Here is a 24,778-nt window from a genome sequence, read left to right on the forward strand (position 1 = left end):
TGTGTCTCGGTGCCGGCGTTTATGTTGAGCAGCAACTTCCAAATTAGCATGTCGAACCATGGCAAAATAACCATCTCAATCTAAGTCTTGATTTACGATTACTGTATCTTCTCTCGATGGGTTTCGATTTTCTGGATAGTCGGTAGAATAGTGTAGACCACGGCTTTCTTTTCGCATCATGGCAGAGCGGATAACAAGGTCAGCCACTTGCACTAGGTTGCGAAGTTCAAGGAGTGCGTTCGTAATAATGGTTCGGTTATAATAATCCACAACTTCTTTGTAGATGAGTTCAATTCTTCTATGGGCGCGCTCTAGGCGGAGGTTACTTCTAACTATCCCCACATAGTCGTTCATGATGGATTTGATTTCATTTAGATCATGGGAAATTAAAACCCATTCTTCTGTATTCTTCAATCCTTCTTTGTTCCATTCTGGAATCAGTTTGTGTTCGGGAGTGAAATCTTTTTTCTCTGAAATTATGTGCTCGGCAATTCTATGTGAGAATACCAATCCTTCTAAGAGGCTATTCGATGCTAGCCGGTTACCGCCGTGAACACCCGTGCAGGCAACTTCTCCGCAAGCATAGAGGCTATTGATATTAGTGCGTCCCATAACGTCAGTCGCCACACCTCCACACATATAATGAGCGGCAGGAACGACTGGAATTGGAGTTTCTGTAATATCTAGACCGAGCGATTTGCATTTTTCATAAATGGATGGAAAATGACTTATAATTTCAGGCTTTATTAAATGTGTTACATCGAGTAGCACATGACTTTCGCCACTTTTTTTGAGTTCGTTATCAATCGCACGTGCAACAATGTCTCTAGGCGCGAGATCTGCCATCGGGTGATATTCTTTCATAAAAGGTTCACCGTTAATGCGTTTTAAAATCCCACCTTTTCCTCTCACTGCTTCAGAGATTAAGAAAGATTCGCCGGACTCATGATAGAGTGAAGTTGGATGGAATTGAAAAAATTCCATGTTCTTAATGACTGCTCCTGCGCGATAGGCGCAAGCGACTCCATCGCCCGTAGCAATAGATGGATTTGTAGTATGAAGATAGACTTGTCCTGCACCACCAGCGGCTAATATTGTTTGTCTGGCAAGGATTGGAAAGATTTCAGAATTCTTTGAATTTAGAACATAAGCTCCGTAACAACTTATTTCTTGTGATTGCGGTTTATTTTTAAGATGATGTCCTGTAATTAAATCTACGCAAGTATGATGCTCTAGGATTTTAATATTTACATTTGCTTTCACAGTTGAAAGAAGAGTCTGCTCTACTTCACGTCCTGTCCTGTCAAATGCATGAACGATTCGATTTTTTCTATGTCCGCCTTCTAGTCCTAAGTCCAAGTCTCCCTTGCTGTCTTTGACAAAGGGAACTCCCAGGTCTACAAGTTCCTGCACTCTCGAAGGTCCTTCTTCTACTAAGATACGAGTTGCTTCAATGTCGCAGAGTCCAGCTCCGGCGTCTAACGTATCTTTTAGATGGCTTTCAGGATTGTCTGTCTTTGAAAATACAGAAGCAATTCCACCTTGTGCATAATTCGTATTTGACTCAAAGTCAAACTTTTTAGTGATGATTGTTACTTCGCCATAGGCAGACAGTTTGTGAGCAGCGAATAATCCTGCTACTCCGCTACCTATGACTAGAAAATCAGTTTTCATTGGTTTGCATTCAACATTGCTTCTACGTAGTCAATGGAACGAATCAATTGGTAGTCCGGTTTGATTGGATCGTTCTTATGGTCTTTTAGATATTTTTCACCAGTTCCATTCTTTGTGACCCAATCTTTTAGTTTTTCTACATTAAAATAATCTTTGTGCTTTCCTTCGGATGGAATTTTAGGTAGATGATGCCACATATTTTCTTCACGATATTGAAATGGAAAACTGCCATCTTCTTCTGCTGATACTTGAATATCTGGCTCCACTCCAACTACTTGAATCGTTTTACCGGAAGGAGAATAATAACGGGACTGTGTAATTTTTAGCACATAATCACTGTTACCTTGTAGGTCCATTAGCTTTTGAACAGTTGCTTTTCCGAATGTTCTTTCACCAAGAAGTAGTCCTCTACCATGGTGTTTAATAGCGCTTGCAACGATCTCACTGGCAGATGCAGACTTTGCGTTGATTAAGATAGCTAATGGTAGATCAGTAAGGTCTTTCATGCGAGCATAGGATTCATCTGCTTCTCTATTCGGGCTTTTTGTGCTAACGATAAGACCTTTTGTGATAAACATATCGCTGATGTCAATGGCTAAATCTAAGTAACCGCCAGCGTTATTTCTAAGATCTAAAACGAGTGCTTTGAGCTTAGTATTTTTTTGAGTAGCTTCTTGCTCTAAGTCTTTAAATGCATTTTTGATTTCAGTGTCAGATGATTCAGTATTGGATTTTACAAATCCTGATAATTTGATGTAGCCGATCTGTTCATGGTCTTTAATCAATCGCTTGGAAACGTTTTTGATTTCGATGTTAGCTCTTACTACCGAAATATCAATTAGCTTCGCAACTCCTTTTCTTTTGATCGTGAGCTTGACTGCGGTTCCTTTTTTACCTTTGATTCTTTTTACTACTTTATCAAGCATTACGCCTTTTGTTTTTTTGTCATCTACTGCTACGATAACATCTCCGGCTCTCACTCCTGCCTTGACCGCCGGTTTGTCTTCGAGTGGATTTTCTACGATTACTTCTCTGTTACCGCCACCACTTAGAACTGCCCCAATTCCTTCGAAGCTAGAATCCTCAATGGACTTCATTGATTTTTCCCATGCTTCTCTTAAAAATACGTTTGAGTGTGGATCGAGTGAGTTTAAGTAGCCATTAGCCGCTGCAAGGTAAACATCTTTCACACTGAATTCTTCTTTTGCCTCATCCTCGTCTTCCATTGATTCATACGCATCTTTGAGAGGTTGCGTTTTGTATTTACTTAGATTTTCTGTGATGAATGTAATGACTCTGTCAAAATCTTTTTTGTTAAATTTGATTTGTTCCCAACGGGATGCGAGAATTGATTTTTTGATTTGTTCACGTTCAATAATTTTTTTAAGTTCATCATTAGAGAGTTTTGGTTTTGCGGCTTCGTTCTTTGCACGTGCTTTTCTGATTTCATCAATTTTTTTATAATTGGGATCAAATACAATGAATTGGTCTGACTCCGATAATTTAAAAGTGGAGCCGGGCAAAATATCATCTTTCTCTTCGTATTGTTCTCTTTCTTTGAAATAACTTTCGGGGTAAAGGTATAAAGAGTGAGGAAGCGAAATCATCGCGAAGACTGCTGCATCTGTGTAAGCTCTATCTACATCAATGTTCTTGTCGATGTAGTGTTTATCTACTGCCTGAACTACACTTTCAAAATCTTTATAAGTAAAATTAGTAGTGCGAACTGGTTTTTTAGTTGTTGGCTCACAGTAGGCAACTGTGGAAAAAAGGAAGGTGAGACAAATGGTTGTTACGAATAAAGATGTTCTTTTCAAAACTTTATACCCTCTCAATATGAGTATTCTCAATTTAAAATTATACCTAAGAGTGTCAATAAATTTGTAACTGCATTATTTAGGTGTTTTATTTTTCTTGAACGTAGGCTTCTCCTTTGTTTTTTGGAAACTACTGAGGTTAAAATGACAAAAGCAATTTTCAAAACAAATCAAGGAAGCTTTACTCTTGAACTAGCTGTTGACAAGGCTCCGATTACAGCGGGTAATTTCATTAAGCTTGCAAAGGATGGGTTTTACAATGGACTTATCTTTCATAGAATCATCAAAAACTTTATGATCCAAGGTGGATGTCCTAAAGGCAACGGAACCGGTGGTCCCGGTTATAAGATTAAAGATGAATTTCATCCTGATCTAAAAAATGAAAAACTCACAATCTCTATGGCAAATGCAGGTCCTAATACAGGTGGATCTCAGTTTTTTATTAACGTGAGAGATAACGGCTATCTAGACAATAAACATGCGGTGTTCGGTCACGTAATTGAAGGATCTGATTTAGTTATGAAAATTTCTGATGTGAAAACAGGATTTCAAGACATGCCAGTTGAAAAAGTAATCATGGAAGAAATTTCGATTGTTGAAGAATAATCCCATTTAGCCGCAAGGTTTGTGTAGAAACAATTCTTTTGCACAAGCCTTAAGGGTTTGCTCCATTTAATATCCAACAATAGATTGCCTGATTTAAATTAGAATTTGAGTAACCATTCATTGCTCCTCCGGGCTTTACTTTAAAGTATAATACACTCGTAGAGGGGCTACCGGGATTTACCCGCTCTAGGACAGAACTGTAATTTGTAATGATAAAATTAGATTGAGCTGTATTTATGCCATGGCAATCACTGCATTTGTATGCCGATGTGTTTAGGGTATCAATTGCTGTTTTGAATTCAGAAAAAGGTTTGGGAGAGGGCGATGTGTTACAGTTATAATCCACACCTTTGTTTTGCGAGCTTAGTAAGAGTAAACCGCCAAGGAGTAAATTTTTGTTGTTATTGCTCTTATCTTTACTTGTGCAATTTAAATACTGTAAATTCAGTAGAATGAGTAACGCAAGCAAAATTGATTTCATGAAGAATTCTCCTGTTTATATCTATTTCCCGTAACTACTTTGCATCAAAGATACTATCAGAGTTATTATCAAGCATACTATCATCTATAGTGTTTTTGGTTTTGTGACTATATTTAAGACTATACTAAAGACTAATATTGATAGTAATATTCATGCATTCGCAGAGCGTGTGACTTATTTCCTCTTTTTATTTGTGACTGAAAAATTATTTCTTGATTGGATGATTTGCTAAGTATAAAAGCAAGGTAGTGCTGATGTTACAATTAGAAGCACAAGAGGATTGACAGGTTGTAATGCAATTCACTTTTTCTGAGGTAACAGGAGTGGTATCGGGAGCGCCACAGTAGCTATTACATCCAGAATTACATGCTGACACAGAACCGCCAGTGCAGTTGAGCATGTAAGATGCTAGTCCATTTCGTAGAGTATTGTCTTTGTGGGTAGGACAGTTAATTAATAAAACTGGAATAAATAAAATAAATAAAAATTTGACGAATCGATTCATAGTTTCATATTTTAATTATAATACAAGATGTCAATTATCAAAAGGAAGTTTATGAAGGTAAATGGTAAACAAGTCGAATTCAATTCCGGTCAAACGATCGCACAGTATTTAGTCTCTTTAAAAATAAATCCTGGCACAGTTGCGATTGAATGGAATGGAGAAATTTTAGTTAGAGAAAAATGGCCAGAAACCACTCTCCAAGAAAATGACAAGCTTGAGATCATTAAGTTTGTTGGAGGAGGCTGAATCTGGAAAAGGAAATTGTTTTTAATTCCGCAAGGCTTTATCCAATACTAGATTTTGATTTTTGTTTTAGTAAAAAGATTTCGCCTCAGAGTTTGATACGGATATGGAAGAAATTTCCCGATTGTATTTCGTTTTTTCAATTGCGAGCCAAGTCTCTTTCTGTTTTAGAATATGAGAAATTCTATTCGGAGATAAAGTCTGAATTTTCGGACGCAGAAATAATAGTAAATGATTTCTGGGAATTCGGTCTTTCTGCAAATGCATTCGGAGTTCATATTGGGAAAGAGGATTATTTATCCACATCGCAAGAAGAACGAGCTTGTCTACGAAATGCTACGAGTATATGGAAAGGAACTTCTTCGCATAATATCGAGGATTTGCAAAATCTAGAATTGGATATCTGGGACTATTCAGGTTTTGGACCTATCTTTCCAACTAACACAAAGCAAACTTCAAATCCAACCTTAGGAGCGGAGTCCTTGCAAAAAGCATTGGTTAAGGCAAAAATCCCGCTCGTCCCAATAGGAGGAATTAACTCTGAAAACTTTATTTCTCTTTTTCAATATGGTAAGATTCTTCCTGCCTCTATTAGTATGATGGCAGAGGAAAAAAGTCTTGTAAAGATTGTTGACTTTATAAGGAATCATCCTCACGCTGTAAGATAATCCTATTCAGTATGAAAGATCCCAAAGAAATTACTCATAACTCGTCCAAAGAAGAAAGAGATTATGTATTAGAATACCAAAATGTCGACATCACAAATCGAGATAAGATTTCTATTCTCGGAGTTGATATAGACAATATGACTCGCGATGAAGCGATTGCAAATATTCTAGATTTTCACAAGAAAAAAGAATCCTTTCATCATATTTTATTCATTGATCCAATTCGCTTAATGTCTATGCGACCAGGAAAAAAGCTAAATCGTATTGCTAGAAAGGCAAGCCTGGTATTAGCAGAAGGCGGTGGTCTTGAATGGGCTGCCGATCAGTTAGGTTTTCAACTAAAAGAGCGCATATCAGTAATTAGCCTTATGATGGATTTAATTCGTTACTCCGAAAAAAAAGAACTCACTCTTTTCTTTCTAGGAAGCAAAGAAGATATTATCGAGAGATTATTTTTTAACCTTATTCGTCACTTCCCAGAAATTCGAATTGTAGGAAGGCACTCCGGTCATTTGAATGATGCCCGCGAGTTAATGGTCAAAGAAGCAATCCGTAAAACCAATCCAGATATTATTTTTATTGGAATGGATTTTCCCCGTCAAGAAGTTTGGATTGAAAATAATACCGGCTATTTTGGTAATTCAATAGTAATCGGTGCTTGGGGAAATTTAGATACACTTTCAGGGCAAGTTAAAAAGGCTCCTGATTATTTCCAACTACGTGGTCTAACTTGGATCTGGAGAATTTTTGCCCGACCGTATCGTGTAGATAAATTCTACCATATGGTTCAATTCTTTTTCACAGTAAAATTAGAAAACTGGAAAATGAAACGAGAAGCTAAGCGTAAAGCCGCTGAAACTAATTCCGCTGAATAGAATTTAAAACTTCCTGAACCCCATTCTGATAAAAATCATCTTTTCTATAATAATGTAAAAATTTTCTAGGCTTGCATTTCCAAGTAGAAAAATAAAGTTCTACGTATGAAACAAAAACTAACAGATAACCCAATCGCTCATATGAGACGCAATTATACGCGTGACGGACTTCTAGAAGAAGACTTAGAAGAAACTGCAATAGATCAATTCACCAATTGGTTTACAGATGCTCGAAAATCTAAAATCATCGAACCAAACGCAATGACACTCGCTACGAGCAATAAATCAGGATTAGCCACTGCAAGAATTGTTTTATTAAAAAGCTTTGATGAAAAAGGATTTATTTTCTTTACGAATTATAAGAGTCGCAAAGGAAAAGAAATTGCAGAGACCAAAAAAGGAACTCTTCTTTTCTTCTGGGATATATTAGAAAGACAAGTCCGCATCGAAGGAAAGATAAAAAAAATCTCTCTAGAAGACTCTGAATTGTATTTTCATTCGAGACCATTCGAGAGTCAGATTGGTGCTATAGCGTCAAATCAAAGTTATGTGCTTAAATCAAGAGATGATTTAGAACAGAAATATTCAGAATTACTAGAAACTTACAAAGGCAAAAAGGTTCCTATGCCAAAGCATTGGGGCGGATATATTCTTGAACCTTCAAAAATTGAATTCTGGCAAGGAAGAGCAAGCCGCTTGCATGATAGAATTCAATATACTAAGAAAAATAAAACTTGGAAAATAGAAAGGCTTTCTCCTTAATAACGTATGCCTACGAAGAAGTATACCTATTACGATTATACAATCAGCCTTTGTTCTAATTGTCTGAAGCGAATTAGTGCGAAGATAATTTTTGAAGATGAAAAAGTATTTATGCTGAAAACTTGTCCAACGCATGGCGAAGAGCGCGTATTAATCGCAAATGATATAGAATATTATAAACGCTGTAGAAATTTCTTAAAGCCAGGAGAATCTCCACTTAAGTTTAATACAGAAACTCTATATGGCTGTCCTTATGACTGTGGACTATGTCCTGACCACGAGCAGCATTCCTGTCTTACTGTTTTAGAAATTACAGATAGATGTAATCTCACTTGTCCGACCTGTTATGCAGAATCAAGTCCCAGTCATGGACGTCACAAGACACTAGAAGAAATTGAGGCGATGCTAGACATCATAGTGGCTAATGAGGGATATGCGGATGTAGTTCAGATTAGTGGGGGAGAACCGACAATTCATCCCCAGATATTTGAAATCATCTCTCTTGTTAAGTCTAAGCAGATACGTCATATTATGCTCAATACAAATGGTATACGAATTGCGAAGGATAAGGAATTTGTAAGAAAGCTTGCTGAGTATAAAATAGGATTCGAAGTATACCTACAATTTGACTCTTTTAAGAAAGAAGCACTCGAAAGACTTCGGGGAGAAGACTTGCGAGAAGTAAGACAAAAAGCAATCGAGCATTTAGATGAATTCAATATATCTACATCTCTTGTCGTCACTGTTCAAAAAGGAGTCAATGAAAATGAAATCGGGGCTATTATTGATTATGCACTCACTAAGAAGTGTTTACGGGGAGTAACCTTTCAACCCACACAAATTGCAGGTAGACTCGATAATTTCAATCCTGCAACTGACCGTTATACGATGACAGAGATTCGTTCTGCTATACTCAATCAAACGAATGTATTCACCGAAAAAGATTTAATTCCTGTTCCCTGTAATCCAGATGCGTTAGTAATGGGATATGCCCTAAAGCTGGATAATCAAGTGTTTCCGCTGACAAGTATGCTTAACCCCGAAGAGATTTTACAGAACACAGGAAACACAATCGTATTTGAAAGAGACGAAAAACTAAAAGGTCATCTTTTAAAAGTATTCAGCACCGCAACATCAGTAGATGCGATTACACCTGAGTTGTCTAAGATGCTCTGTTGTCTTCCCAGCGTCGCCGCACCAAATCTTACTTATGAAAATGTATTTCGTATCATCATCATGAATTTTATAGACGCGTATAACTTTGATGTTCGTGCTATCAAGCGCTCTTGTGTTCATATTATAAATGATACAAGTGGAAAGATTATTCCCTTTGAAACCATGAATTTATTTTATCGAGGGGATAAAGTCAAACGGTTAGAAGAATTAAGAAAGATGAAGTAATAGGAGTAGAGACAGGTATGAGACCTGTCTCTACTCCTATATAACCTGCGGTAGCAAGCCCGCCGCTAGGCGCACAAGTCCAGCATGGGAGTGCTGACGGCAACTGACGTAAGGAGATTACAATGGAAGAAAAATCAAATCTTGGAAAAATTATTAAATGGAATCTTATCATTTACTTTGGAGTTAGTTTTTTAGAACTGATCACTGCTAAATTAATGATGGGAAATACAGCCGACGGATACACAGGCGTATTCTTCATGATACTTTCTATGATGAGCGTCGGTTTGCAAGTAGTAGTGAATGGAATTCTAAGTATTATCCACTTTATTAAGAAGAACAATGAGCTTGGAAAATCTTATCTCTTGAGTCTACTCATTATTTTGCTCATCGGCTTTCCTCTTTGCTTCACCGGATTGCTACTAAAACAATAACAATTGTTAGAATAGATTACTTCTGAGGCATTGAGACGCAGAGAAGAAATTGCTGCGCCTTTTACTTTTCTTTGTAGCGGCTAAGCCTTATTTACCATCCAAGCAGAGAAGCTAGTTAAAAAAGCAAATATATCCTTTCTATCAGTATCATCCATTTCGACTGAGTCTAATGCTTTTTTGAAACTAGAAAGCCAAACACGGCGAGCCTTCTCATCTATTTCAAATGGGAAATGTCTTGCCCTCATACGAGGCGGTCCGTATTTACGCACATAGTATGCCGGTCCACCTAATACTTGCACCATAAAGTCAGCTAGTTTTTCTTCGCTGAGTTTTAAATCATCTTCAGGATACATAGAACGAATAGGGGACTCGGCTATCTCCTTGTAGAAAATGGCTGTTATCCGCCGAATCTTTTCTTCTCCTAAATTTTTAAATAAATTTGGATTTAAAGGAGGATGTTGTGGTGGTCCACCCGGCGGCACATAGATTTCTCTTTCCATTATTTTCTTCTCCCTAAATAAGATTTGATTTCTGGCTCTAATAATTCAACTAACTTCACATATACATCTTTTTTAAAACTTACAATTGAGTCTACACAAGAAGAAAGAGGAATGAATTTTACACTTTCAAACTCCTGTTCATGCACATGTAGATTACATTCATTAGCCGGATGATCCCAATACAGTAAAAACCATTTTTGGATTTGACCTGCGTATTTTTTTGCCATTGGAGATTTGAAATTTTGGGGGAAATCATAGCTAATCCAATTTGGAATTTCGTAGACTAATTCTGCTTCTTTGATTCCTACTTCTTCGTATAACTCTCTGTAAGCCGCGCTCTTTGTGTCTTCGTTATCATCAATTCCTCCCTGTGGGAATTGCCAAGAACCATCGAGTCCAATTCTCTCTCCTACAAGGACTTCTCCCAGTGAATTAAAAATAACAACGCCTACATTTTTACGATAAGGCTTCATTCTAGTTCTCTTCTTCTAAAACTAAAATACAAAAGAATCCAGACAATAAGTATCCAGACTGAAATTTGTGCATAGGCGTATAAACCAAGATAGTGAACTTGCGAAAAAGACTTTGCTACTTTAGATAATGAATGATAGAGGCTTGTCCCAAACTGTGGCATTACCCAATAGATTATCTCTAGAATTAATTTCTTAGAAGAATTTGTATCTATTACTTTTTCAAAGGCAGATTCATAAATAGGATAATTTACAATGCTTGTAAGTAATACAAGGGCAAAGGATAAAAGAACTGCCGCCGTTCGATTGATTAATATTGTAAATAGAAGAACAAGACTAATCAAAAGCACATAAGATAAGAGCATAGTCCCCGCCGCGAACCACAACCCGCTGTCTACACTCCCTGAGCGCAAAATACTGATTAGGCTATAAGCAGCTAGAATGATGACTGCATTTAGAATAATTAGAATGAATACTCCTAAAAATTTGCCGGCGAGATAGCTCAGTCTAAAGATTGGTTTAGAGAGAATCATTGTATAGGTTTTGTTCTCAAATTCATCGGCTAAAAGAGAAGAGGTAACAAGGGCTGAGATAACAAGACTCCAAACAGTAACAATGACAAAGATGAAAATCGGACCAATCGCACTATCTTTTACTTCCTCGCCGTTTGCTTGCATGGTAACAGATTCACAAAAGAAATTCATGAGCAAGAAAAAACTTGAGATTAAAAGGATAATAAATATTATCCGTTTGCGCAATGCTTCCCGTATAGTTAATCCTGCAATTGTAAAGATGCTCGAAAAAATATGACCTAGTATTTTTTTCATTTTTCCCCGCCTGTTAGTCGAAGGAAAATCTCTTCCAGGTTTTCATTGACTATTTCGTATTTTAAAATATTGCCACCGTTTTGAATGATATGCATTGGAATTTGTTTTAACTCCACAGATTCTTTTGGGTCAAAGGAGATTTCATTTCCTTCTATATGAATTTGGTTTCCAATAGAGCCGAAGTATTTTTCGAGTGGTTCGCTTAATGCTTCGACTTTGACATTGATTTGATTTTTTGTCCGAGTCAATTCATTCATCGATCCACTGGCTACCATTTCTCCTCTATGTAGAATTGCAATTCTAGAACAAAGCTTTTCTGCTTCGAGTAGTCTGTGCGAGTTAATGAAGATCGTCGCATTACGGGACTTATGCTCATCTAGAATAATATTTCTGAGTTCAATCATCCCAAGAGGATCAAGTCCAGAGCCGGGCTCATCTAAAAAGAGTAAATCGGGTTCATGGATAATTGCCTGTGCAAGTCCGAGCCTTTGCGTCATTCCTTTCGAAAAAGTTCCCACTTTTATATCTAGCTTGTCGCCAAGTCCAACTCTTTCTAAAACGGAAATGCATTTTTCTTTTAATGTCTTTTTATTTAGAAAATAAAGCTTCCCGCATAGATATAGAAACTCAAACGCAGTCAGGAAAGGATGAATCATTACCTTTTCGGGTAGGTATCCTATGCGAGTTTTAAATTCGATGGAATTCTTCTTTCCATAGATTTCTACTTTGCCTTTTGTGGGAGCTGAGAAACCTAAAAGAATTTTCATTAGTGTAGTTTTACCTGCCCCATTTTGTCCTATAAGACCAAAAATTTCACCGGATTTAATGGTGAGGGATAGGTTTTTAAGTGCAACGGACTTGTTATCGTATTCTTTGTAAAGTTCTAGTGTGTGAATCGGATTTTCATTCATTCTATTACAAATTTTTCTGATTACAAAGTAATGGCTAGTGAAAAAAAGGATATATTAGAAAGGATTTCTTTATGAAGCTAATTATAGCAAGACACGGAGAAGCGGAGTCTTTCTCCGCAACTGGATTGGATAGAGACAGAAAGTTGACTGAGAATGGAAAGACGGACTTGGTAAAAATGGCCAATTTTATTTACAATAGTCCATTGCGTGTTACTCAGATACTTTATAGTCCGTATTTGCGCACTCAAGAGACAGCAGATATTTATTCCTCTACGCTGCAATTTAAGGGTGTGGCTACGCCTGCGGACGAATTATTACCATCCAATGATTATTCAGATTTGCTTCCAAAACTTAACCAATTGAGTAATTCCGATACTGTGTTGTTGATTGGTCATAACCCAGATGTAAGTTTCTTTGCTGCGCGACTGATTCGAGATGAATCCATTTCTCGTAGTCTTGTTTTTTCTCCTGGCAGTACGATTGCAATCAATATCGCTAAAGAAAATTTTCTAATGGGACAGATAATTTGGATGATTTCGCCCGAATTTTTGAAAACCTAATTGACAAAATATACAGGTGAGTACAATGCACACTGCCATGAGAACTTCAATATTCCTCATTTTAATCTGTTTGTGTACTATGCCAGCGTTTGCTTTAGATACTACCATCATTCTTAAAGATGGTGAGATATTGAAGGTAGACCTTCTAGACGAGAACTTGCTTACTATCGTTTATAAGAAGAAAGATGATGGTACGTCGGGCATATTGGCAAGAGAAGAGGTCTTAAAGATTATCTACAAAGACTTGAATCAAGATGAAATATCTCAAATCAAAGCCCAAGAAAAAACAAAGATATTAGAATACCGTAAGCTGAAGAAGAAAAAGAAGAACGATGCAAAGAAACAATACGAATTCGAAACAGAAGAAATCGAATACGAACCAGCTTATATTGAGGAAGAAGAAAGACCTAGAGAACTTGCCTCTTTACATTTAAAGAAGTAATCCTTTTATGCCACAGAGGCACTGAGAGGTAGGAAGAAGGGCAAGCTCTGCTTGTTTTTGCAATTCAGGTTTATTGTGATTCAATTATAGAAATTTCCTTTGAATCCAGTTTTTTCCATCAGCATCTCTCACAAACAAAGCAAATGAATAAAAATATTGCAAAACATCACTAACCACAGTGTCTCTGTGACTAGAGAATCTTCATACCAACTTTTGAATGGCACCTATTATATCGTCTTTGTCTTTATAAAATAAAGGAAGCACTTCATTTTCAAAAATAATCGTTTGATTTTCATCTAGAAGATAGGTTGATCGCTTAACTCCTAGTAATCCTTTTGCTTTGTACATCTCGCATACTTTCCCGTCTGAATCAGAAAGTAAGGGAAAAGCAAGCTTATACTTTGCTTTAAATTTTTTATGCGATTCAATGGAATCTACGTTGATTCCAACAATTCCAATGCCTAGTTTCTGAAAGTCCTCAAATCCACTACTATAAGAACAGAGTTGCTTTGTGCAAACAGCTGTTTCGTCTCCGGGGTAAAACACAATGAGGAGTTTTTTTCCTTTAAAGTCAGAAAGAGAGACTTTATTTCCTTCTGAATCCGGTAAAGTAAATTCAGGTGCCTTTTCATTTAATAGACTCATATATCATCCTTTCCTAGTATAGTTTTTATGCTTTAGAGATAAAAGATAGCTGCCTTTGATTCTCAGTGCTTGATTTATTTTACTAACTTAATAAACCTTTCTTTATTGCTCAAATCCTTTTTTATTATGCTAGATTTAAATCCAAGGTCTAGACCTAAGCGAGAAACCCTTCCTGCCCAATCTTGGTGTGTTTCCATATATAGAGATCCATTGTCAGTCAAATGCTCTTTTGCTCCAGCCAAGAACTTCTTATAAAAAGTTTCAGGCTCATCTAAAAACAAAGCCAAATGCGGCTCGTAATTGAGCACGTCTGCCATAATAGTTGATTTCTCTTGAATCGGGATATAAGGTGGATTAGATAAGATGAAATCAAACTTTGTATCCTCGGAAATGGACTCGAATAAGTCGCTTTGAATGAATGCAAGGACTTGGTCTTTTAAAATTTCTCTTGCATTCTCCTGAGCAACTCCAAGTGCTTCGTTTGAAATATCACTCAGTGTTAATTGGAGATTAGGGAAATCCTTCTTTAGACTAATTCCGATACATCCACTTCCCGTGCAGAGATCTAAGACAGTAAAAGCAGTTTCTTTATTGATTTCTTTCGATACCCATTCAATGAGTTCTTCTGTCTCAGGGCGCGGAATTAATACTTTCTCATTTACAATAAAAATGGATTTATAAAAGCCTTTTTTACCTATGATATAGGCGACAGGCTTAAATTCACCGCGTGCTTTAATCTTTTCACGGTAAATGTCTTTCTCTGGTTCAGTAAGCTTTTTATCGAAGTTGGAGTAAAGCTTAATTCTTTCCAGGTTTAGAACGTCGGAAAGAATTAGTTCAGCATCTAGTCTTGGATTTGGAATTTGTCTTTTTCCCAGATACTCTTGGGATTTTGTTAAAACGTATAGAATTGTATCCTTTTCCATCAAGTTTCAATAAAATAAAACTACCCCATTTGGGATAGTTTTATTTTGATTGAAAGAGTGGTTTTGGATTAAGGATTCACAGAAATAACTTCATCTTTATTAACTAAATCAACTATGTGTTTGTACTCTACAGTACCTTTTCCATATTTTAATTCAGTTGCTCTTAAGAGATGAACGTTCTTTTTGTACTTTAGCTTTTGGATTTGATCATCAGAACCAGCTTTGTATTTTTTCAAAGTGTTTTCTTCAAAAGAGTAGCAGCTAGCAAGATATTTGTGAGCTGGATATTCTTTTTCGTTTTCTTTGATTTCTAAGTAGAGTTCTAAGATTGGGATACACTGTGGGAAGTTTTGTGTATCGTATTCTGCCATGATCCAAGATCTGTAAACAGAAGAAAGAAGCGTTTTGTATGCATCAGTTTCTTTTAGATCAGGATTGGTGATGTCGTCCAGATGATTAATTGCTTTTGTGAAATATGTAACTGCTGCTAATTTAGCAGACATTTTTTCGCGAGCAATGTATCTTTCTTCATTTGCTTTGCGATCGATTTTTTGCCAGTACCACTTCTCATCGAGTCTTTTCTTCTCAGCTTGTTCTTTTCTGTATTGTTCAACACTTTCTCTCATTTTTAAGATTGTGTTCATTCCAGATTGATAAGAAGAAAGAGCAAGTCTGTATTTGTTGTTAGCAAATGCTTTAGAAAGTTTGTGTAAATCTTCGAAAGCTTTGTTGTAGCCACTATAATCTTGATTCTTCCACATTGCTTCTTGTCTAAGAATCTCTTTCTTGTCTTTTCTTTCTTTCTCAGATAAACTAGCATCTGTATCGTCATCCGGAACTAACTCGCCCTTAATTGTATCGCCAGCTTCATTTGGCTCAACAGCAGCACCGTCTTTAGCAGGTGCAGCAGCAGGAGCTTCTTTAGCTTGAGCGAACAAGAGGTTTAAGTTAACCAACACTAAAAGAATAAATATACCTTTTATGATTTTCATTGTTTATACCTTTAAGTCTCTTTCAATATTTTTTAGAAAATACATATAGATGTATTTTCCTGAATATTATATCGGAAATAGCTAGGTCAAGGTCAATCCTTAATTAAGTTTTTTTCAGAAATGTAATTTATTTTTTCTAGAGACATAAGATTCTAGTCGATAAATCGAAATTTTTAATTGCATATTCTTTTAGACTATCACTCTTTGTATTTAGCAGTTGCAATCGTTGCATATTGCCACAAATCTATTTAAGTTTAAAATAAATAAACAGTCTTTTGCTTCCTTTTACCATTCTATAAGAAGACGATGCACATAACATAGGGTAGGAGTGGGTTCCCGTATACTTTAAATATAGGTTCAGGGGGCATAGGGAACCTATTCCTAGTATATCTTTGAACCCATTGCTACCCTATATTTGGTAAAACGTCATCTTATCGGAAGTATATACACAGCATTATCCTCAATGCGATTATTTCCTTCGATTAGAAAAGAATTGACCAGTAGTTCAAACTAGCTTTGCTCTTTTTATTTTTTTTCTTCTTTGTTATTTTGCGTTGGTATTCGTAGGTAAGATTGAGTTCTTGCAATTTTAATTTTAGATAGTGTTCATTGATTCGAATTCCAAAGACTTTTCCAAGTCGGTTTAGTATTTCATAGGAGTTAAGAATTTTTTTTATCGTCTTATTTAGATCATTGCAATGAATACTATCTACAAAGTTATCGCATTCTTGATTAAAGGTTCGCAATATAAATTTAATATTTTCACGATCGAGCAATTCATCTTCTGCATCCGGTTCCATTACTTTTCTATTTGTCATCCAATGTTCATCGAATTCAACTGCCGTTTCTTTTTTAACCATGTCTAATTGCGCATCTCGTATTGTGGTTAATAGGTCTTTATACGCTACGCTAGAAGTAAAATCAAATTTGGGAATATTGATTCCATAACTTTCTAATACAAGCTGTTCATCGAAAACTAAGATTTCTTTTTTCTTATCAACAATTAATTTTTCCAATTCAACTATTTCTTGTTTTAGAGCTTCTTTATTTTGGGTTAATAACTCTTGCTCTGCTCTTAATTGGTTGATGTTCTTTATGATTTCTATTGATCCATTTGCACTGATTTCATTGTTTGAATTCGAAAAAACTATATTCTCATTTTTAGATTTTTTATTGGTAATTTTGTCTAGAAAACTCATAGGTTCCTCTTTTAAAAAATCTTTTTAAAATCGATAGTCGCTAAATTTCTTCTATCTCTACGTTCTACCTAAAAGTTTATCTTTCAATACATATAAACCTTTTGATGGAATGAATTTAAGTGATTTTCCTCACCTGGAAAGCAATTGGCTAATCAATGTTAGTCTAATTTTTGACTCTGAGTAGTTTTTCCATTTTTAAGAATCAAACTAGAAAAGTCTTCCACATCCTCACTTAGAGTGATTGTATTTAATGGTTGTCCGATTAATTCTTCACGCGCATAACCGATAGAATCCGCAAATTCTTCATTACAATCTGTTATAGTAGAAGAATGTAATTCAAGCCTTTTGATCCCTTTGGGATTAAATTCTAGAATAACTTCGAAAAGTGGATAGTCGTCTTTCATTCGATACTCCTTTTAAAAAGCTTCAACATCTAAAGGGAAAATTTTGTTTGTTGCACGGTCAAATCCATTTCAATCATCTGAACGATAGTATACGGTATTAAATATCACCAAAGTCTTTGAAGAGGATAAAATGTATTATCTGCTAATCGTCTTAGTAAGTTGCGGATAGGTGTTGTCTAGACATAGGTGATATTTATCACCAAAATATTGGATCATTTAATCGCAAAAATTGGTGTAAGAAAAATGGAAAACGGGGCAGTTGATAATTAGATTCAAAAAAGTTTTGTCTTTTATAAGTATAAAAATCTAGTTTTGAGTAGAAAATATCCTTTTACAATTAGTTTTCCTTGGTAAAAATATCATTGACGTTTTCTTTTGACATTGTTTCGGTGAAACTATATTTGGTGCTTAACTAAAAAATGTTTTGGCGGATTACCATTGTTAGAGTATAATAAAACCATCTAAAAGGAGAATTGCTATGCATGAACCAACAGAGTTTGCCTACTCAATACTAGATTCGCTTTCTGCGCATGTTGCCATATTAGGAGGAGATGGAGTTATCCTTGCAGTAAACCGTGCATGGAGAATGTTTTGCGATAGCAATACTCCCAAGGGCTTAAAAGTAGCAGCTCAAGAAGGAAGTAACTATTTATCCGTCTGCGAAAAAGCAAAAGGTAATAATTCAGAGGAAGCTGAGGAAATGCTTGCTGGTATCCGCTCGGTTATTAACCGCGAACAAATGGAATTTTCCATTCAGTATCCCTGTCATTCTCCGACTGAAAAAAGATGGTTTCAGGCACTTGTAACCCCTTATCGAGAAGAGGACACTACGCAGTTTATTGTGGTTCATGTGAATGTTACCTCAGAAGTTCAAAAGGAAGATGGAACCTAAAAATTTTGTGTTCTAAATATTTCCAAATGATATTTTGGGTATCAAATGAATTCTCTGCGTTCACCTTACAGAATATTTCTCGCTGATGATCATGATGTTTTGCGTTTTGGCTTAAGAACACTGCTCGCAAAAGATTCTGATTTTATAATTGTTGGAGAAGCGGATAATGGTCAGGATTTACTTGACTCTTTAGAAAAAGCAAGCTGTCATCTGGTTATTCTTGATTTGTCAATGCCAGGAATGGATGGATTTAAGACATTAGATTTATTACGTCAACGTTTTCCCTATATCAAAGTTTTAATTTACTCTATGCATAAAGAAAAAGAATTCTTTCGCAAGGCGCTGACTAAAAACGTAAATGGATATATTTTAAAAGATGAGAATCTAGAAAAATTACTGGAGGCTGTTCGAGAAATCAGATCGGGTAAAAAATACTTTTCCTCAGAACTGATTTTATACTTAGCAGATCAATTTACCATTAACCGTGAGAGTGAAGTAATACTAGACCTTCTTACAAAAAGGGAACGAGAAATTTTGAAAATGATAGCCTCTGGCTCTACCAATAAAGAAATTGGCGGCAAACTTGATATTAGCCCCCGCACTGTCCAAACACATAGAACGAACCTTATGGAAAAACTTAGACTAAAAAATACCGCCGACTTAGTTAAATTCGCCTACACCCACGGACTGTTATAGAACAACTATAGAGTGCAGTTTGGTTTCCCACCATGCGGCAATGTTTTTTTCTACGACAAATGTCGTAGAAATTTCTGAGCAACATCCAATTGACGAATCTTTTTTTTTGTGCTTCAATGGCATAAAGCATAGGGACTATGTTAAGCTCATTTCTAACCACGAAGGCTCAGCAGAAAAAATCTTTTTCCATTTATCCTTATATTGTTATCTGACTTCGTGGTTAGCTTTTTTGCAAAGTCTCACAGGAGAAAGAAATGACTACTACAAAAGTTCCAAATAAATTAGAATCAAACCAAATTCAATACACAGATTTTTCAGAAACTATGATGGGGCAATTAAAAGAAAGCAAGTGTATTTTGAACTATGAACGCAGTGATTTTCTGTTTCGAAAGGGAGAACAGGCGGAGTATATTTATTTTGTTCAGTCTGGTTTTATACAATTGTTTCGTTCTAGTTTAGATCATAAAGAGCATTCATTAATTGTGTTAGGCGCTGGTGAATGGATTGGATATCGAGATGCACTCAGTGGAGGGTTCTATCAACACGATGCAAGGTCATTGCGTCAAACAACAGTTTACCGCTTCCCGAATTCAAGTCTGAGTCTTGCCATGAAAGAGAATCCCCCTTTCATGTCTGTATTGATTCAAGAAATGATCAAAGGTTGGACAGAGTCAGAAGAAAGAATTTATACATTAAATGGGCGCAAAATCTATGAACGACTAGCAGAATTTTTGCTAAAATTAGAAAAAAGAGAATTCGCAAATAAAGAAGAAAAGTCAATTCCTATAGAATTAAACCTTCCTATTACCCGTCAAGTTTTAGCAAGCTTACTTGGAACTACAAAAGAATCCATCATTCGAGCACTTTCTGATTTCAAAAATAGAGGTTGGATTGATGTTTATAGGGATAAGATTTTCCTTTTAAACAAAGAATCTTTAATAAGATTAGTGGAAAGCGGCTAATGGAAAATTATAAAATTATCATTGTAGATGAAAATGCAATTTTGCGATCTGCTGTGCGAATTATGATAAGCAGAATGCCTGAGATGCAAGTTATAGATGAAACGAATAAGGGGAGCAATCTTCTAAATAAGTTAGCAGAGACCTCATGCGATCTTGTATGGATGGATACTGCTTTGCCTGATATGGATGGATACGAAATACTTTCGCAGATAAAGAAAGTATACCCCATAGTTAAAATACTGATTTATACTTCCAGTCATGAAAAAGAACATATAGAGCGTCTACTAGATACGGGTGTTCAGGGAATACTATTAAAAGATGATTATTTTTCTGTTATTCCAATTGCAATCCAAGCGATTCGAGACGGCGGAACTTATTATTCAGAGGATCTTATTTATTAGCCTCCTGAATATTCTGAAAGCTGTCAATTGTAGTTTTTAATTCTATTGGGTTGATTGGTTTATGTAGAATCTTTAATCCGCTTGCCTTTGCTTCCCGTAATCTAGTGGGTGAAGTATCTCCCGTAAGGAGAAGCGCCGAAATAAATGGATTAAATCTAGAGCGGATAAGAGTAATTGCCTCTATTCCCGTTTTTTCGTTTTCAAGTCGATAGTCTGCCAATATTAAATCTGGTCTAGCTTGAGAGGAATATAAGTTTGTTAAAGCGTCTTCGGCAGAAGAGCCAGTGATAACTGTGTGACCCCATTGCCCTAATAATAATTTCATAGTTTCTAAGTTCTGGCTATCATCTTCTATCACAACAATTACTTTAGAGGAAGAATTCTGATTTGTCTTTCTCGTATTGAACCAATTTTTTCTTTTAGCGACTTCACTGATCGGAACTGTGATTTCAAATTTAGTTCCTCTTCCGAAATTGGATTTAACTTCAATAGTATGCCCCATTAGTTTTACAAGGCGTCTAACAATGGCTAGTCCCAAGCCTAGACCTTTCTTTCTATTTCTTGCAGAATTATTCACTTGGTAAAACTCTTCGAATATCTTATCTAGTTTATCATTTGGAATACCAATTCCAGTATCGTATACTTGAATTAAAAGTCTTGTTCCTCTTGTTCTTGCTCCTAAGAGCACTCTACCAGTCTTTGTATATTTAAGCGCATTGAAAACTAAATTGCGTATGATTTGTTCTAGAAGTTTTGGATCAGAATAGACAATTGCATCCGTAGGAAAAATTCTTAGAGCAAGTCCTTTTGCATCAGCGATAACCGACATATCGTTTTCAATTTTTTTAAAAATGGCTGATAGCGGAAAACCAACCTTATCCGGATAAATCATACCTGCGTCTAGTTTAGAAATATCTAAGAGCGAATTTAAAAGCTCTCCTAGTGAATCTAGGGAAGACTTAAGTTTGTTGATTATGTCTGTAGATTCTGCATCTATTACCTTTTCACCGAGAAGGTATACAAGCATATTCGCTGCTTGCAATGGTTGCCTCAAATCATGACTAGCAGAAGCAAGGAATTGTGTTTTAGATGCACTTGCGTGTTCTGCTTTTTCTTTTGCAATTAATAAGTCCTTTTGTATTGTCTGCAATTCTTTTGTTCTGTTCTTTACTAATTCTTCTAGATTGTCTCTGTGAAGATTAAGTTCTTCTCTGGCACTCACCATTGTGGTAATGTCTCTTATGATTCCAACAAAACTGCGCTCTCCATTTAAAACAAATTCTCCGACAGAAAGGTAAATCGGAAACGTCGTTCCATCTTTTCGCTTTGCTCTTACTTCACGACCAATCCCTATTATCCGCATATCTCCTGTTTTAAAGTATCTTTGTAGATAATTGGGATGTTCTGCTGCATGGCTTTCTGGCATTAGTAAAGTAATGCTATGACCGATTAGCTCCTCTTGTGTATAACCGAAAGTTGCCACAGTGGATGGATTTATGGATTGTATGATTCCTTTTTCGTTGATTGTAATAACACAATCAAGTATTGTATCTAAGATTGTCCTAGAAATATCCTTGCTCTCTTTTAATGCAATTGCCGCTTGTTTCTGCTCAGTGATGTCTTGTATGGTGGAGAGAGAGTGCTTTACTCCTAAAATCTCAACCCAACTCATCGAAAGCACCATATTTATTTCTTTACCGTTTTTAGTCCGACGAACTGTTTTGAAATTCTTAATAATCCCATTCTCATTCATTATCTTGCGAACTTCGTTTAATGAGTCAGTCGTATTTAATCCCAGTTCCAGCGTTGTTTTTCCGATAACTTCCTCTCTTGTGTATTCGAATAAAGATAGGAATGCATCATTTACTGCCACCATTTCACTTTCCGGGAACTTAGCTAAGGCTATAGCGAAAGGGGATTTGTCAAAAATGAGAGAATACTTGTATTCGCTAAGAGCTAGAATTTCTTCGATATGTTTTTTTTCTGCTGAGCGGGTATTCTCCATTAGCTCTAAATGCTTTTCGTTTAATTTTCTCAATCGATCATGAAAGATTGTAAATGCGAAACCAGAGATTAAGAAAACGATAGACGCAATATACTGCCGAAATTCTTTTACCAGGGTAAATGTTGGCGCAGCAAAGAACCAAAGACCTAATAAGGCAGAGATGGTAGCAGCAATAAAGCCACTCCGTTTGTTGCCGAGCCATGCACTTATATAAACAGTTGGGAAAAAAAGAATCCAGATATATGGATTTAGAAATTCCCAAAGAGCAAACTGAATAGTTAAACTAAGAAAAGGTAATAGGATTGCCAGTATATTCCGAATCGTTTGCTTTTTTGGAAATTTCCATTGCATGATTGTTTATCTTACTTCGAAGCCATCTTAAACACTCCGTCCCAATCCGTTGGTGGAGGGGTTTCTTTGTATAACTGGCATCTTTTGATGAAGGCTATAGAAGCAGCATCTAAGCGATTGCTTTGGATAGCTTTCTCGAAAGATGCAATTGCTTTTTCCCATTTCTTTTCTAAGTAGAAATTCAATCCATCTTAATAAGAAGCAACCCAGGTTTTTAGAAATGCATCTGCTTTGTCTTTTTCGGAAATCAATTCAAAGATAGCGGTTCCTTGTTGTTTGCCTTTGACGGAAACTATATCGATTTTTCTGGTGAACAAATCCCCTTTTACTTTTTGATAGGTGGATTCACTGATTAGAATTTCAGTGCCGTAGTATTTGTTTAATCCTTCGATGCGACTTGCTAGATTTACACTGTCACCGATTACTGTGTAATTCATTCTGGAATTAGAGCCTATGTTTCCGACGATTACTTCGCCGGTGTTAATTCCGATTCTATCTTTTAGAATTGGTTTACCTTGTCCCTGCCATTTAGTTTCTAATACTTTTAGATTGCGCTTAACGCTTAGTGCGGCTAAGCAAGCATTGAGAGCGTGAGTCTCCAATGGAATAGGAGCACCCCAAAATGCCATGATAGAGTCGCCGATGTATTTATCAATTGTGCCGTGCTGGTCAGTTATTCTCTGACTGCTTGAATCTAAATATTCAGAGAGTAAATCTACTAAGTCCTCTGGTGAAAGACTTTCCGATATGGAAGTAAAATTAGCGATGTCAGAGAAATAAATCGTGAGTTCTTTTTTCTCGCCACCGGGTATTGCCTCTTTGCCGATAGAAATTAATTCTCTGACTAAATCAGCGGGAACATATTTCTGGAAGGACTGTAATCCGTGCTTCATCCCCTGGAACGACTTCGCCATATTATCCACTTCAAGTAAAGAAGAGCGAATATCCGTTCCTGAAATCAAACGAAATGCTTTTACTTCATCCATTTCTTTTTCTAATAACGAGAGAGGCTTTGAGATGCGCCTAGCAAAGATTAGCCCCACAAAGACAGCCATAAAAATCAAAACCGCAGAGCTACCCCAGATGAGTCTATTATTGCGTTTGATTAAATACATGAATTCATCTTCGGGAACAACAATTCCTATTACCCAATCAAACTTGTCGCCCGGAAAAGGGCAATACATGTTCATTAGTGTTTCGCCTTCATGCTCATGCACAAAAAATACAGGCTGTTTTTTAATGTCCGCCCAGGATTGACCTTTTACTTTGTCTCTGAAAGAGTGAATTGAATTTACAATTTCATGATCTTCTTCATCCATTGCTTTTTCATCTATTGCATGAAATTTTTCATCTTTTAATAATGGATGAGCTACTATCTGGTATTGTTTATTGATAAAAAATGCCTTTCCTGATTTTCCAATCTTTTGTTCACCTAAAAAATAAGATAAGCCTTTAATGCTGATATCAATTCCGATTACACCTTTCAAAGTCTCTTTATAAAAAATGGGGGTGCTGTATGTTAGCCCAGGAAGTTTATCTGTTTCAAATAAATAAATATCTGTCCAGATATGTTCTCCCTTTTTTTGTGCATCTGCATACCAAGGTCTTGTTCTTGGTTCATAAGTGCCGGGAGATTTTTCTTCTGTGTTAGGAAAATCTTTTTCATGAGCAGGATTGGAATGCTTCCATTCAGTTAAAACATTCTCATCTACCTCATGTATATATTTTTCGCTAATGCTTTCATCTTCCATTTTTCTCTGCATTAGAAAGCGTGAGTCTTTTTCATTCCCATAGTATATAGACACAATCTGAGGATTAGCCTCGATTATGCTTTTGAAGAATCTAGATAGGACATCTTTTTTTTCTAGGTCTAATAATTTTTCCTCAAACATAAATTCTGTGATCTCGGCACTAATCGGAGCGGTCTGCATATAGGAGAACGTCTTATCAATTGTATGAATGCAGATATTCTCCATTAGCCCCTCAACTAAGAAGTGAATGGACATTTTACTTCCGTAATAGGAAATCAAACTGATGAACCCTCCGGAGAGAAGAATTACTGATATGGCAAGTGTAACGAGACTGACTCTTACTGAAAATTTTTTATTTCCCATATTATTCCTTCCTTTGGC

The 24,778-nt window shown here is 36.2% G+C and carries 29 protein-coding genes; 13 read left to right on the forward strand and 16 right to left on the reverse strand.

From position 1 onward, the window contains the following. Positions 1–75: 75 nt before the first annotated feature. Together nadB and IPH52_09135 are read right to left on the reverse strand one after the other, a co-directional pair. Positions 76–1,674, reverse strand: a complete 1,599-nt coding sequence (gene nadB, locus IPH52_09130; protein MBK7055202.1) for an L-aspartate oxidase — start codon at positions 1,672–1,674, stop codon at positions 76–78. Further along, positions 1,671–3,491, reverse strand: coding sequence for a S41 family peptidase (locus IPH52_09135; GenBank protein MBK7055203.1), 1,821 nt, complete (start codon positions 3,489–3,491; stop codon positions 1,671–1,673). Before IPH52_09135 ends, nadB begins: the two co-directional genes overlap by 4 nt. A gap of 144 nt (positions 3,492–3,635) precedes the next feature. Here IPH52_09135 and IPH52_09140 point away from each other — a divergent pair, with 144 nt between their 5' ends. Next, on the forward strand, positions 3,636–4,097 hold the full coding sequence (locus IPH52_09140; protein MBK7055204.1) for a peptidylprolyl isomerase: 462 nt from the start codon (positions 3,636–3,638) through the stop codon (positions 4,095–4,097). A 49-nt stretch (positions 4,098–4,146) separates the two neighbouring features. Here the strand turns inward: IPH52_09140 and IPH52_09145 are convergent, their stop codons facing one another. Both IPH52_09145 and IPH52_09150 read right to left on the reverse strand, forming a co-directional pair. After that, a complete protein-coding gene (locus IPH52_09145) occupies positions 4,147–4,578 on the reverse strand; it encodes a hypothetical protein (protein ID MBK7055205.1) in 432 nt (143 codons plus the stop codon). Positions 4,579–4,783: 205 nt separating this feature from the next. Next, the gene (locus IPH52_09150) at positions 4,784–5,083 is read right to left on the reverse strand and encodes a hypothetical protein (protein MBK7055206.1); all 300 of its coding nucleotides are present in this window, start codon (positions 5,081–5,083) and stop codon (positions 4,784–4,786) included. A gap of 51 nt (positions 5,084–5,134) precedes the next feature. Here IPH52_09150 and thiS point away from each other — a divergent pair, with 51 nt between their 5' ends. From thiS to IPH52_09180, 6 genes are all read left to right on the forward strand, one after another. Further along, the gene (gene thiS, locus IPH52_09155) at positions 5,135–5,329 is read left to right on the forward strand and encodes a sulfur carrier protein ThiS (protein MBK7055207.1); all 195 of its coding nucleotides are present in this window, start codon (positions 5,135–5,137) and stop codon (positions 5,327–5,329) included. A gap of 140 nt (positions 5,330–5,469) precedes the next feature. Continuing rightward, entirely contained in the window at positions 5,470–5,994 is a 525-nt protein-coding gene (locus IPH52_09160) for a thiamine phosphate synthase (protein ID MBK7055208.1), read from the forward strand. A gap of 11 nt (positions 5,995–6,005) precedes the next feature. After that, positions 6,006–6,869: a WecB/TagA/CpsF family glycosyltransferase gene (locus tag IPH52_09165; protein ID MBK7055209.1), complete on the forward strand. Its 864-nt coding sequence runs from the start codon at positions 6,006–6,008 to the stop codon at positions 6,867–6,869. Positions 6,870–6,974: 105 nt separating this feature from the next. Beyond that, positions 6,975–7,631, forward strand: coding sequence for a pyridoxamine 5'-phosphate oxidase (pdxH, locus tag IPH52_09170; GenBank protein MBK7055210.1), 657 nt, complete (start codon positions 6,975–6,977; stop codon positions 7,629–7,631). A gap of 6 nt (positions 7,632–7,637) precedes the next feature. Further along, positions 7,638–9,032: a radical SAM protein gene (locus tag IPH52_09175; protein MBK7055211.1), complete on the forward strand. Its 1,395-nt coding sequence runs from the start codon at positions 7,638–7,640 to the stop codon at positions 9,030–9,032. 122 nt (positions 9,033–9,154) lie between these two features. Further along, positions 9,155–9,463 (forward strand): hypothetical protein, encoded by a 309-nt coding sequence (locus IPH52_09180; GenBank protein ID MBK7055212.1) that lies wholly within the window; start codon positions 9,155–9,157, stop codon positions 9,461–9,463. A gap of 80 nt (positions 9,464–9,543) precedes the next feature. On the opposite strand, the gene IPH52_09185 is transcribed toward IPH52_09180, so the two are convergent. The 4 genes from IPH52_09185 to IPH52_09200 are packed head-to-tail and all read right to left on the reverse strand — an operon-like array spanning position 9,544 to position 12,171. Continuing rightward, positions 9,544–9,963 (reverse strand): bacitracin resistance protein BacA, encoded by a 420-nt coding sequence (locus tag IPH52_09185; GenBank protein ID MBK7055213.1) that lies wholly within the window; start codon positions 9,961–9,963, stop codon positions 9,544–9,546. Then, complete coding sequence (locus tag IPH52_09190; GenBank protein MBK7055214.1) at positions 9,963–10,436, reverse strand: RNA pyrophosphohydrolase; 474 nt, start codon at positions 10,434–10,436, stop codon at positions 9,963–9,965. The genes IPH52_09185 and IPH52_09190 overlap by 1 nt, the downstream gene beginning before the upstream one ends. Beyond that, positions 10,433–11,260 carry an ABC transporter permease subunit gene (locus IPH52_09195; protein ID MBK7055215.1) on the reverse strand — a complete coding sequence of 276 codons (828 nt, stop codon included), beginning with the start codon at positions 11,258–11,260 and terminating at the stop codon, positions 10,433–10,435. The genes IPH52_09190 and IPH52_09195 overlap by 4 nt, the downstream gene beginning before the upstream one ends. Then, positions 11,257–12,171, reverse strand: coding sequence for an ABC transporter ATP-binding protein (locus IPH52_09200; GenBank protein ID MBK7055216.1), 915 nt, complete (start codon positions 12,169–12,171; stop codon positions 11,257–11,259). The genes IPH52_09195 and IPH52_09200 overlap by 4 nt, the downstream gene beginning before the upstream one ends. A 71-nt stretch (positions 12,172–12,242) precedes the next feature. Here IPH52_09200 and sixA point away from each other — a divergent pair, with 71 nt between their 5' ends. Both sixA and IPH52_09210 read left to right on the forward strand, forming a co-directional pair. Then, positions 12,243–12,731 (forward strand): phosphohistidine phosphatase SixA, encoded by a 489-nt coding sequence (sixA, locus tag IPH52_09205; GenBank protein ID MBK7055217.1) that lies wholly within the window; start codon positions 12,243–12,245, stop codon positions 12,729–12,731. A 79-nt stretch (positions 12,732–12,810) separates the two neighbouring features. Then, positions 12,811–13,173, forward strand: coding sequence for a hypothetical protein (locus IPH52_09210; GenBank protein MBK7055218.1), 363 nt, complete (start codon positions 12,811–12,813; stop codon positions 13,171–13,173). Positions 13,174–13,374: 201 nt separating this feature from the next. Here IPH52_09210 and IPH52_09215 read toward each other — a convergent pair whose 3' ends face one another. The 5 genes from IPH52_09215 to IPH52_09235 form a co-directional block, all read right to left on the reverse strand. After that, entirely contained in the window at positions 13,375–13,818 is a 444-nt protein-coding gene (locus IPH52_09215; protein ID MBK7055219.1) for a peroxiredoxin, read from the reverse strand. 74 nt (positions 13,819–13,892) lie between these two features. After that, a complete protein-coding gene (gene prmC, locus IPH52_09220) occupies positions 13,893–14,747 on the reverse strand; it encodes a peptide chain release factor N(5)-glutamine methyltransferase (protein MBK7055220.1) in 855 nt (284 codons plus the stop codon). A gap of 65 nt (positions 14,748–14,812) precedes the next feature. Continuing rightward, entirely contained in the window at positions 14,813–15,736 is a 924-nt protein-coding gene (locus IPH52_09225; GenBank protein ID MBK7055221.1) for a hypothetical protein, read from the reverse strand. A gap of 482 nt (positions 15,737–16,218) precedes the next feature. Then, complete coding sequence (locus IPH52_09230) at positions 16,219–16,935, reverse strand: DUF4041 domain-containing protein (protein MBK7055222.1); 717 nt, start codon at positions 16,933–16,935, stop codon at positions 16,219–16,221. Between the two features lie 158 nt (positions 16,936–17,093). Beyond that, positions 17,094–17,339: a PAS domain-containing protein gene (locus IPH52_09235; protein ID MBK7055223.1), complete on the reverse strand. Its 246-nt coding sequence runs from the start codon at positions 17,337–17,339 to the stop codon at positions 17,094–17,096. A 478-nt stretch (positions 17,340–17,817) separates the two neighbouring features. Between IPH52_09235 and IPH52_09240 the strand changes: the two genes are divergently transcribed. The 4 genes from IPH52_09240 to IPH52_09255 all read left to right on the forward strand — a co-directional run bounded on the left by IPH52_09240 (position 17,818) and on the right by IPH52_09255 (position 20,290). Beyond that, entirely contained in the window at positions 17,818–18,231 is a 414-nt protein-coding gene (locus IPH52_09240; protein MBK7055224.1) for a PAS domain-containing protein, read from the forward strand. Between the two features lie 45 nt (positions 18,232–18,276). Further along, positions 18,277–18,927, forward strand: coding sequence for a response regulator transcription factor (locus IPH52_09245; GenBank protein ID MBK7055225.1), 651 nt, complete (start codon positions 18,277–18,279; stop codon positions 18,925–18,927). A 254-nt stretch (positions 18,928–19,181) separates the two neighbouring features. Continuing rightward, complete coding sequence (locus IPH52_09250; protein ID MBK7055226.1) at positions 19,182–19,889, forward strand: Crp/Fnr family transcriptional regulator; 708 nt, start codon at positions 19,182–19,184, stop codon at positions 19,887–19,889. Continuing rightward, positions 19,889–20,290 carry a response regulator transcription factor gene (locus tag IPH52_09255; GenBank protein MBK7055227.1) on the forward strand — a complete coding sequence of 134 codons (402 nt, stop codon included), beginning with the start codon at positions 19,889–19,891 and terminating at the stop codon, positions 20,288–20,290. Before IPH52_09250 ends, IPH52_09255 begins: the two co-directional genes overlap by 1 nt. Here IPH52_09255 and IPH52_09260 read toward each other — a convergent pair. From IPH52_09260 to IPH52_09270, 3 genes are read right to left on the reverse strand one after another with little or no spacing between them, the layout of a single operon-like run. Next, complete coding sequence (locus IPH52_09260) at positions 20,280–22,646, reverse strand: PAS domain S-box protein (GenBank protein ID MBK7055228.1); 2,367 nt, start codon at positions 22,644–22,646, stop codon at positions 20,280–20,282. The genes IPH52_09255 and IPH52_09260 overlap by 11 nt on opposite strands. A gap of 11 nt (positions 22,647–22,657) precedes the next feature. Next, complete coding sequence (locus tag IPH52_09265; protein MBK7055229.1) at positions 22,658–22,831, reverse strand: hypothetical protein; 174 nt, start codon at positions 22,829–22,831, stop codon at positions 22,658–22,660. A 6-nt stretch (positions 22,832–22,837) separates the two neighbouring features. Next, a complete protein-coding gene (locus IPH52_09270; GenBank protein ID MBK7055230.1) occupies positions 22,838–24,760 on the reverse strand; it encodes a hypothetical protein in 1,923 nt (640 codons plus the stop codon). Positions 24,761–24,778 lie beyond the last annotated feature (18 nt).

The sequence above is a fragment of the Leptospiraceae bacterium genome (assembly GCA_016708435.1).
Classification (GTDB): Bacteria; Spirochaetota; Leptospiria; order Leptospirales; family Leptospiraceae; genus UBA2033.